Here is a 9350-nt window from a genome sequence, read left to right as displayed (position 1 = left end):
GACCTCAGCGACCAACTCATCTGCGACCACGCCCTCTTCCATCTCGAGGCCGATCTGCGCTGGCTGGAACTCACCGCCGCCCGCCTCGGCCAACTCGCCAAGGCGGTGCGTTCATGACCCCGGCAGGATCCCTGCTGATGGCCGACGACCTGCACAAGTCGTACGGCCCTACGCCCGCGCTGGACGGCGCGGAGTTCTCCATCCACCCCGGCGAGGTCGTCGCCGTCATGGGCCCCTCCGGCTCCGGCAAGTCGACCCTGCTGCACTGCCTGGCCGGGATCGTCCGGCCGGACTCCGGCTCGGTGCACTACGGCGGGCGCGAGCTGTCCGCCATGTCGGACAGCGAGCGCAGCAGCCTGCGCCGTGGCGAGTTCGGCTTCGTCTTCCAGTTCGGCCAGCTCGTCCCCGAGCTGACCTGTGTGGAGAACGTCGCGCTGCCGCTGCGGCTCAACGGGGTCAAGCGCAAGGAGGCGGAGGCCCGGTCGCTGTCCTGGATGGAGCGGCTGGAGGTCGCGGACGTGGCCCACAAGCGGCCCGGCGAGGTCTCCGGCGGCCAGGGGCAGCGGGTCGCCGTCGCCCGGTCGCTGGTCACCGCGCCGCGGGTGCTGTTCGCCGACGAGCCGACCGGCGCGCTGGACTCGCTCAACGGCGAGCGGGTCATGGAGCTGCTGACCGAGGCCGCCCGCGAGTCCCGTACCGCCGTCGTCCTGGTCACCCATGAGGCGCGGGTCGCCGCGTACTCCGACCGCGAGGTCGTCGTGCGCGACGGCAAGGCGCGGGACATGGCGGGCGCCCGATGAGCGGCCCGGACGACGGCCACGCCGGCCCCGACGACGGCCACACCGGTACGAGCGGCCGCACCGGCCAGGCGACCCTGGCGGCCGTACCGCCCCGGCCCCCGGCCCCCGAGGAGCCCCCGCAGCGCCCCGGCATCACCCGCTGGGCCGCGGACCTCACCATGGGCGGGCGGTTCGCGGTCACCGGCGGACGGGAGAGCTGGGCCAGGACGATCATGACGGCGGTCGGGGTCGGCCTCGGCGTCACGCTGCTGCTGTTCGCCGCCTCCGTCCCCACCATGGACTCCGCGCGCACCGAGCGGTCCAACGCCATCGCCGCCTTCGGCTTCGGGGAGGAGCCGGAGCCCGGCCCCGGCACGGTCCACGTCGCCCAGGCGGACACCGACTTCCGCGACATGGACATCTCGGGCATGGTGCTGGCGCCCGATGGCGACCGTCCGCCCCATCCGCCGGGCATCAGCGGCGTTCCGGCCGCCGGGGAGATGTATGTCTCCCCCGCGCTGAAGAAGCTGCTCGACTCCGACGAGGGCAAGCTACTCCGGGACCGCTTCCCGTACCGCGTCGCCGGGGTGATCGGCGACAGCGGACTGTCCGGCCCCACCGAGCTGCGCTACTACGCGGGGATCACCCCGAAGCAGTTCGACAGCGTCCCCTCCAGCTACCACCTCGACAGCTGGGGTGCCCAGGACACCAGCGGGGACGAGCTGGACCCCGCGCTGGTGCTGCTGGTCGTCATGGGCTGTGTGGTGCTGCTGCTGCCGGTGCTCATCTTCATCGCCACCGCCGCCCGCTTCGGCGGCGAGCGGCGCGACCGGAGACTGGCCGCGCTGCGGCTGGTCGGCGCCGATATCCACATGACCCGGCGGATCGCCGCGGGCGAGTCGCTCTTCGGCTCCCTCCTCGGGCTCGCGGTCGGCGCCACGCTCTTCCTGCTGCTGCGGGAGGCCGTCGGCGGTGCCTCGATGATGGGCCTGAGCTTCTTCACCTCCGACATCACGCCCTCCTTCCCGCTCGCCCTGGCGATCGTGCTGACCGTGCCCGCCTCGGCCGTCGCCGTCACGCTCATCGCCCTGCGCGCCATCGCCATCGAACCGCTGGGCGTCGTACGGAACGCCACCCCCAAGCGGCGGCGGCTGTGGTGGCGGCTGCTGCTGCCGCTCCTCGGCATCGGGCTGCTGGCTCCGCTCGCGGGCGGTTTCGGGGTGGGCAGTTCGGGCGGCGACTTCCAGTCGTACCAGGCCGCGGCCGGTGCCGTGCTGCTCCTCATCGGCACCACCGCGCTGCTGCCGTGGCTGGTCGAGTCCGTCGTGGAGCGCTTCGGCAAGGGCCCGGTGCCCTGGCTGCTCGCCACCCGGCGGCTCCAGCTCAGCAGCGGCACCGCGGCTCGCGCGGTCAGCGGCATCACGGTGGCGGTCGCCGGGGCCATCGCGCTCCAGATGCTCTTCGCGAGCGTGGAGGGCCAGAGCACCGAGGAGACGAACCAGGACCCGAACCGCGCCCAGCTGATGATGAACATGAAGGTGGACAACGGCGCCCAGGCCCGCGACGCCTTCGACCGGCTCGGCGCGGCCAAGGGCGTGCGCAGCGTGCTCGAGATCACCGAGGGCTCCATCTCCGACGCGCACAGCAAGGCGAAGGACCCGGCCGACATCCCGACCAACTCCCTCACCGTCGCCGGCTGCCCGGCGCTGCGCGAGCTGGCCCACATCACGAGCTGCCGGGACGGCGATGCCTTCATCGTCACCCGAGACCCGGAGTACACGGGCCCCGACAACGCCTTCGCGAAGCCCGGCGCGCAGGTCAATGTGGCCTTCGACGACGAGGGCATGCCCACGCCCGGCAAGCAGAAGCTGTGGACGGTCCCCCGCTCGGCCAAGAAGGTGGAGTCCAGGGAGGACCCGAACGGCGCCCTGCACTCCGGCATCTTCGCCACCCCCGGCGCCTTCGACGTCTCGGACCTGGCCAACCCGCAGGCGGTGGCGATGCTCAGGCTGGACCCGAAGGTGCCGGACGCCGACGAGTACGTACGCAACGCCAGCGTGACGATCGCCCCGACGCTGGACGTGACGCAAATCACCAGCTCGTCGCAGTCGTCCGAGTTCCAGACGATCCGCAACGTCCTGTTCATCGGCGCCACCTCGACCCTGCTGCTCATCGGGGCCAGCATGATCGTGACCACCCTGGAGCAACTGCGGGACCGCAAGCGGCTGCTCTCGGTCCTGGTCGCCTTCGGCACCCGGCGCTCCACGCTGAGCTGGTCGATCCTGTGGCAGACCGCGGTCCCGGTGGTGCTGGGCCTCGCACTGTCGATCGCGGGCGGGCTGGCGCTGGGCGTCCTGCTGCTGAAGATGGTCGGCGAGGGGATCGCCGTGGACTGGGCCGGACTCGCCGCGATGACCGGCATCGGCGCGGGCGTCATCCTGGTGGTGACCCTGGCCAGCCTGCCGCCGCTGTGGCGCATGATGCGCCCGGAGGGCCTGCGCACCGAGTAGCCCCCTACTGGCAGAACACGCGCCGTCGCGGCGGGGAGGGACCCCCGCCGCGACGGCGCGTCGGCGCGCGGCCCGCGTCAGCGCGCGACCCGCACCGGCAGCGGTCGCACCGCATCCCGGAGCGTGGTGGCCAGGGCGATGCGGCGGGCGGGGGCCGGGTCGGCGAAGTCGCCGGTGGCCAGGTCCTCGTTACGGCCGGTCTCGACCCTTAGCGCGGTACGCGGCAGCAGCGTCACCCCGAGCCCGCCGCCGACGAGTTGCACCAGCGTGGAGAGCCCGGCGGCCCCTGGGACGCCTCGATCTGAAGGCTCCAGAAGAACGCCCCGCTCGTATGGCGGTGCCGGCCTCAAAGTCGTGGGTACGATTCCGGGCGAGTGGTTATCCGGAAGCAGCCGGGCAACCGCCTGGTCCTGCTACGACGTGGGTGCGCCGGGGCGCAGGGCGGTCTGCATGACAGTCCGGCAGCGGCCCCAGGAGGCGGGTACGAGATGCCCGTAGACATCGACCGTGGTCTTGATCGATCTGTGACCGAGCCAGCGGGAGACCTCGTGGATCGGGATGCCATGGGCGAGGGCGGTCGAGGCGAAGATCTGACGCAGGCAGTGCGGTGTGTACTTCGGGCTTCCGTCTGGCTTGATGATGCCCGCGTCCTTGAGCGTCTTCCGGAAGTGGTAGGCATAGGTCGTAGCTGTGGGCATGGTGCCCTTGGCCCGGTCACGCGGCGCGAACAACACCTCCTGGCCCGACGCGGTCACCGTGCCCCAGTCGCGCAGGTGCGCGTCAATCTCCTGGGCGAGGAAGTCGGGCCGAGGGGACGTCCCGGTACGCCCCCTCGGCCCGGTGCTTGAGCGGGATGAAGCGGGTCTCGCAGTCTTCGCGGTGCGCTTTGGAGCTGACTACGTGCCAGAATGCGGGGCCACCGCCGGGCATCGGGCATAGGCGTCTTCCGAGGCGTACGGGGGACCTACTGCGGGTGGGACGCATTCGGTCGGTGTCGCACCCACTACGCCCGTACCCTGCTATCGCAGGTCCTCAGATTTTCCCAGCCCTGAGTCGACACCTTGCTGCGGACTGTCTTCGAACAAGCCGATCACTGCCGTCCGCCCACCTCCACCGGTCGAGTCAGAAACAAACAAACCCCCAGCCTCACCACCGAAATCGCCATATAGCCCTAAAAACAGACCGTCGAATGGCTGTTGATACACCACTTCAGCGGATATGACCTGATGACGTCCAGGCATGCCAGGCCGGGCTGTGGTGGCTCTGCCCCTCTCCCAGGCTGTGAGGGAGCATCCCCGCGCGTGCGGGGAGCAGCGGCCCCCGATCCGGTACAGCGTCTGCGTTCCGGGACCATCCCCGCGGGCGCGGGGAGCAGTCTCCGGAGCACGCCGGCTAGGGGGTGTCTCTTCGATCAGTGACTCGTTGTTCTGGTCATGCTCAGCAGGGGGATCTCACGGACGCCGAGTGGGCGGTGCTCGAACCACTGTTGCCCAGGGGTAACAACCGGTGCGGCCGGTGGCGGGATCACCGACAGGTGATCAACGGGATCATCCACCGGCTCAGCACCGGCTGTCAGTGGCGCAAGCTGCCCGAACGCTTCGGCCCGTGGCAGACCATCCATAAACGCCATGCCCTGTGGTCGGTCGACGGCACCTGGGAACGACTGCTCCAGCACGTCCAAGCCGTCGCTGACGCATCGGGTGACATCGACTGGAACATCAACGTCGACTCCACCTCAATCCGGGCCCACCAGCACGCCGCTGGCGCGCCGACAGCTCCGCCATCAGCACCTCTGGGTGCTTCAAAAGGGGCCTCGCAAAGATCAGTTCACATGCGCGCGCACATGCGCCTACGCTTATTTCTGGCGGAGGCGGAACGGCAGGCGAAGCTCTCGGCCGCTCCCGCGGCGGACTGACCACGAAGATCCACCTGAGTGCGGACGGTAGATGCCGCCCGCTCTCCCTGGTCGTCACGCCCGGCCGGCGGGCGGACTGCACGCAGTTCGAGCCCGTCATGGACAAGATCCGCGTTCCCCGGCTCGGCGTGGGCCGGCCACGGTGCCTTCCAGACAGCGTCGGCGCCGACAAGGCATACAGCAACAGCCTCATCCGCTCCTACCTGCATCGCCGCGGCATCCGACACGTGATCCCCGAGAGGAACGACTCCAAGGCCGCCCGCTGGCACAGGGGTTCTGACGGTGGCCGACCGCCCGGCTTCGACAAGACCCGATACAAAGCCAGGAACACCGTCGAGCGAGCGATCAACAAGATCAAACAGTTCCGAGCCGTCGCCACCCGCTATGACAAGCGCGGATACGTCCTCCTCGGCACCGTGACGGTCGCCGCGCTCCTCATCTGGCCCCGCTCATGACCAAGAACCGTTACTACACCAGGTCGTTGCGTGTCCGAGCAATCTTGTTGATCAGGCGGCGGGCCTCCTTGACTGGCGCAGCGATGCGCGCCTCACCGTGAACAGCGGCTTCGCTGCCTGAAGGGAACAGGGGCACCGGCGACACGTACTCGACCACAGTCCTGTACGTGGCGGCGTCGATGCAACCGTCGAGCACCGCCAACCGCAGGGCGAGTAGTTCCTCACCCTCGTGGCATCCAGCCCAGCCAGCACAAACACGCCGGACAGCACTGTCGGCATCGGCCTGATGGCACTGGAACAGCCCTGCGGGCTGGTCTGGAGTTTCGGCGTCGTAGCGCCGGAGCTTCGCGTATTCCTCACTGGCCCAGATCCCTGCGGGTACGTCGCGTCGATAAGGACAGCTCTCGCAGGAGCGCTGCGCAGGGGGCGAAGTGACGAGGACATGTAGCCAGTGCGGCTGCCCAACGACGTCGACCTGGCCCGCGCTATCGCTGTCCTTGGCCGCGTCCAGCAGGACGCCACCTGGAAAACCGCCAGCAGATCTTCCAATCAGCTCCGGTCCCCGCTATACGAGTACTACCCGGACGCCCTGGCGGCCTTCGAGCCACGGAAGAACGGCCTGTGCCGCCCGGAGGCCCGCGAACTCCTCAAGGCCGCCCCTACCCCGGCCAGGACCGCCCGGCTGACCCGCGCAGGATCGGCGCGGCGCTCAAGCGCCGGCCGTCAGCGGGGAATCGAGGCCGAGGCCGAAGGACTCTGCGCGGTCTTCCGCGCCTACTGGGCCCACCAGCCACCCCTGGTCGAAGATGCGCTGGGCCAGCAGACGCTCGCCCAGCTCGATACCGCCTGCACCGCTGCCGACGACCTCGCCCAGGCGGTGGAAGAGACTTTCCCTCAGCACCCAGACGCTGACATCATCTGCTGCTTCCCCGGACTGAGCATCCAGCTCGGCGCGCGGGTGCTCGTCGAGATCGGGGACGACCGCGAGCGCTTCGCCGACGCCCGCAGCCTGAAGGCGTACGCGGGTTCCTCGCCCATCACCCGAGCCTCCGGGAAGAAGTCGAGCATCACCCGCAGGTGGGTGAAGAACGACCGCCTGAACCACGTCGGCTACCTGTGGGCGTTCTCCGCCCTGAAGACCTCCCCCGGAGCCATGGCCCACTACCGGCGGCGTGACGAGCACGGAGACTGGCACGCAGCCGCCCAGCGGAACCTCTTCAACCGAATGATCGGACAGCTCTACCACTGCCTGAAGAAGCGTGAGCTGTTCGACGAACGCACCGCCTTCCCTACCGAACTCGCCGCCGCGGCTTGACAACTTAAAGTCGTGTGGTGTCTGCGCAGACGCGGCATCGCACACACCATCCCAGAGAAGACGGACCAGCAGAGGCACCGTCACAACCGCGAAAGCCGCGGCGGGCGGCCGCCAGGGTTCGACCGGGAGGCATACCACCGACGCAACACCGTCGAACGCTGTTCCAACCGCCTCAAGGGCTTCCGCGGCATCGCCACAAGATACGAAAAGACCGCCACCTCCTACGAAGCGGGCGGTCACACTCGCATCACTCCTGCTCTGGGCAAGATCCGTGTGAAGACGGACCGTAGCGGGTACCCCGACGGGGACCCGGTGCGGCGGGGTTTCCCCCGTCGCCCGGTGCGGGCGGGGAGCTGTGGGGGGCTCGTGTCACCCCGCCAGGGAGGGGAAGGGAGAGCCTCCCCCTGCCCCCGGTGCCGCGGGCGTCTTCCGGAGCCCCGGCCCGGCCCGGACGGGGCTCCGGGGGCCGCCGGGCGTCGCGAACCGTCGTCCGGCCTCGGCTCCCCGCACTCGGTCTCCCGCTTCGTCTACTTCGTCACCTTGATCCCCTCGAACGCGGTGGACTTCGGCGCCAGGCAGACGAACCAGTCGTAGGGCGAGTGCTTGGGGCTGTGGATGACCGGAACGGCGGCGTTCGCCTCGGTGGCCGCGGACGCACGGCCGACCTTGGTAGACGTGCCGTCCTTCCAGGTGCAGGTGACCTCCCGGGCGGTCTTGGCGACCTGGCCAGTCACCAGGCGCGGGGCCGTGCCGTTCCCGGGGAGCAGCGGGAGCGAGACGGTCCCGTACTCGCCGCCGGACAGGACGTCGTCCTCAGGTAGCGCCATGTCCGCGATCTGGGTGGTCCTCGCCTCTTTACCGGTGACCCGGTGCACGAAGTGCGCGACCTTGCCCACCAGTTCGGAGGCCGTGGAGACGTCCTCCGGGTGCTCGCCAAACTTCGCCATCGCCGCCAGGGTGGCCTGGGCCTCCGCCGTGTCCGCCGGAGCCTTCCACACGTCGATGTACACCCTCCACGGCACTCCCGCGTCGGTGCCGCTCGCCAGGGTCGTCCGCATGTGCGGCTCGGACGCCTCCGCGCTGGCGACCGGCCGGCTCGCCGGCGACACCCCCCGGTCCCCGTCACCGGACAGCCCCGTCAGCGCCAGAGCCCCCGTGGAGCCGGCCACGACCAGGGTGGTGGTCGCCACGACCGCCCAGCGACGGGCCTTGCGGCGGCGACCGCCGCGAATCAGCGCCTGGGCGGGGGCTATGCCGATCTTCACCTCGTCGGCCGCGTCGGCCAGCAGGAGTGCGATGTCGTGCTGTGTCATGTTGTGGCTCGTCTCCCAGTCCGCGCTTTTCACTTTCGTCCTCCCTGCGTCACTGTCTCCGCCAGTCCCGATATGGCGCGCAGCTTCGCGATCCCCTTGGCTGCGTTGCTCTTCACCGTGCCGACCGAACAGCCCATCGCCTCGGCCGTCTGTGTCTCGGTGAGGTCCTCCCAGTAGCGCAGGACCACTGCTTCCCGCTGCCGTGTCGGCAGTTCGGCCAGCTCCTTCAGCAGCGTGTGGCGGTCGTCGGCCTGGGCGATCCGGTCACCGGTGTCGGCCACCTCGTGTGTCAGGCCCGCGTCCTCGCTCCTGGGCACCAGGAACTCCCGCAGTTTCCTGCGGTATCTGCGGGCATGCGCGTTGATCATCACTCGTCGTACATACGCCTCTGGGTCGTCGGCCGAGGCGACCCTGTGCCAGGCCACATAGACCTGTTCCAGCGTCGACTGGACCAGATCCTCCGCGGCGTGCTGCTCCCCCGTGAGCAGGAATGCCGTGCGCATCAGCCGCGGCCAGCGGCCGACGACGAAGGCCTGGAACTCTCTGTCCCCGGCCTGTTTTCGAACCCCCATGAGCACCTCCTAGATGTTCAAAAGAGGCCATGAGAGGCCGAGACCGTTGCCTCACCGCGGAATCTTTTTCCGCGTTCTCGTCGGAGCGGGGGGTGCCTGTTGAGTCGGCACGGAGCGCGGTGCCGGTGTTGCCGCCGGTCCGTTCCTCCGTGCCGCTCGCCGAACGCGGCGTACCCGTCTCCGAGTACCGGGCTCTCCACGGACTCTGCCGTTCGCGCGGGGTTGGGGGGCCAGGGGTTCGAGGTCGCGTTGCCTCTGTAACGGTAGCGGGTGACCGTCACCGCTTGGACGTCGAACAGTTCGATCCCGTCTGCCGAGGGCTTTTGCCACCGACCGGTGTGGTCGGTGAACCGTCGGCGGACGTCCTTCCACTTCCAGGTGAGGGCCGCCATCCTTCTGTGTGGCGCCCTGCCCAGCACTCGAACCTGCGGCCAACGGCCGCGCTGATTCATAGGTGCAGCGTCGACTCGATAGTGAGGCGTGATCCCAGC

At 69.6% G+C, this 9350-nt stretch carries 6 protein-coding genes and 4 pseudogenes; 5 read left to right on the top strand and 5 right to left on the bottom strand.

Annotated features, from left to right (window positions below; all coding sequences use genetic code 11):
- From J5X86_RS46930 to J5X86_RS46920, 3 genes and pseudogenes are all read left to right on the top strand, one after another.
- A pseudogene (locus tag J5X86_RS46930) lies at nt 1–117 on the top strand (PadR family transcriptional regulator); the annotation flags it as partial.
- A complete protein-coding gene (locus J5X86_RS46925; protein ID WP_208522731.1) occupies nt 114–800 on the top strand; it encodes an ABC transporter ATP-binding protein in 687 nt (228 codons plus the stop codon). The pseudogene J5X86_RS46930 and the gene J5X86_RS46925, both read left to right, overlap by 4 nt.
- Complete coding sequence (locus J5X86_RS46920; protein WP_208522730.1) at nt 797–3289, top strand: ABC transporter permease; 2493 nt, start codon at nt 797–799, stop codon at nt 3287–3289. The genes J5X86_RS46925 and J5X86_RS46920 overlap by 4 nt, the downstream gene beginning before the upstream one ends.
- Nucleotides 3290–3366: 77 nt before the next feature.
- Here the strand turns inward: J5X86_RS46920 and J5X86_RS46915 are convergent.
- Nucleotides 3367–3573 (bottom strand): annotated as a pseudogene (locus tag J5X86_RS46915) (hydrogen peroxide-inducible genes activator); the annotation flags it as partial.
- Nucleotides 3574–3702: 129 nt separating this feature from the next.
- A complete protein-coding gene (locus tag J5X86_RS51605) occupies nt 3703–4044 on the bottom strand; it encodes a tyrosine-type recombinase/integrase (RefSeq protein WP_308124957.1) in 342 nt (113 codons plus the stop codon).
- A gap of 659 nt (nt 4045–4703) precedes the next feature.
- Here J5X86_RS51605 and J5X86_RS46905 point away from each other — a divergent pair.
- Nucleotides 4704–5659 (top strand): annotated as a pseudogene (locus J5X86_RS46905) (IS5 family transposase).
- A 13-nt stretch (nt 5660–5672) separates the two neighbouring features.
- Here the strand turns inward: J5X86_RS46905 and J5X86_RS51600 are convergent.
- Complete coding sequence (locus J5X86_RS51600) at nt 5673–6170, bottom strand: DUF6283 family protein (protein WP_243983208.1); 498 nt, start codon at nt 6168–6170, stop codon at nt 5673–5675.
- Between J5X86_RS51600 and J5X86_RS46895 the strand changes: the two are divergent.
- Nucleotides 6117–6974: pseudogene (locus tag J5X86_RS46895) on the top strand (transposase); the annotation flags it as partial. The gene J5X86_RS51600 and the pseudogene J5X86_RS46895 sit on opposite strands and share 54 nt — an antisense overlap.
- 527 nt (nt 6975–7501) lie before the next feature.
- On the opposite strand, the gene J5X86_RS46885 reads toward J5X86_RS46895, so the two are convergent.
- Both J5X86_RS46885 and J5X86_RS46880 read right to left on the bottom strand, forming a co-directional pair.
- A complete protein-coding gene (locus tag J5X86_RS46885) occupies nt 7502–8320 on the bottom strand; it encodes a hypothetical protein (protein WP_308124955.1) in 819 nt (272 codons plus the stop codon).
- Nucleotides 8317–8859: a SigE family RNA polymerase sigma factor gene (locus J5X86_RS46880; protein ID WP_208522727.1), complete on the bottom strand. Its 543-nt coding sequence runs from the start codon at nt 8857–8859 to the stop codon at nt 8317–8319. Before J5X86_RS46880 ends, J5X86_RS46885 begins: the two co-directional genes overlap by 4 nt.
- Nucleotides 8860–9350 lie beyond the last annotated feature (491 nt).

This window comes from Streptomyces sp. NEAU-YJ-81, assembly GCF_017592595.1.
Lineage (GTDB): Bacteria > Actinomycetota > Actinomycetes > Streptomycetales > Streptomycetaceae > Streptomyces > Streptomyces hygroscopicus_B.
Note: the sequence above shows the minus strand (reverse complement) of the source record. Positions and strands in the feature narration are given on the sequence as shown.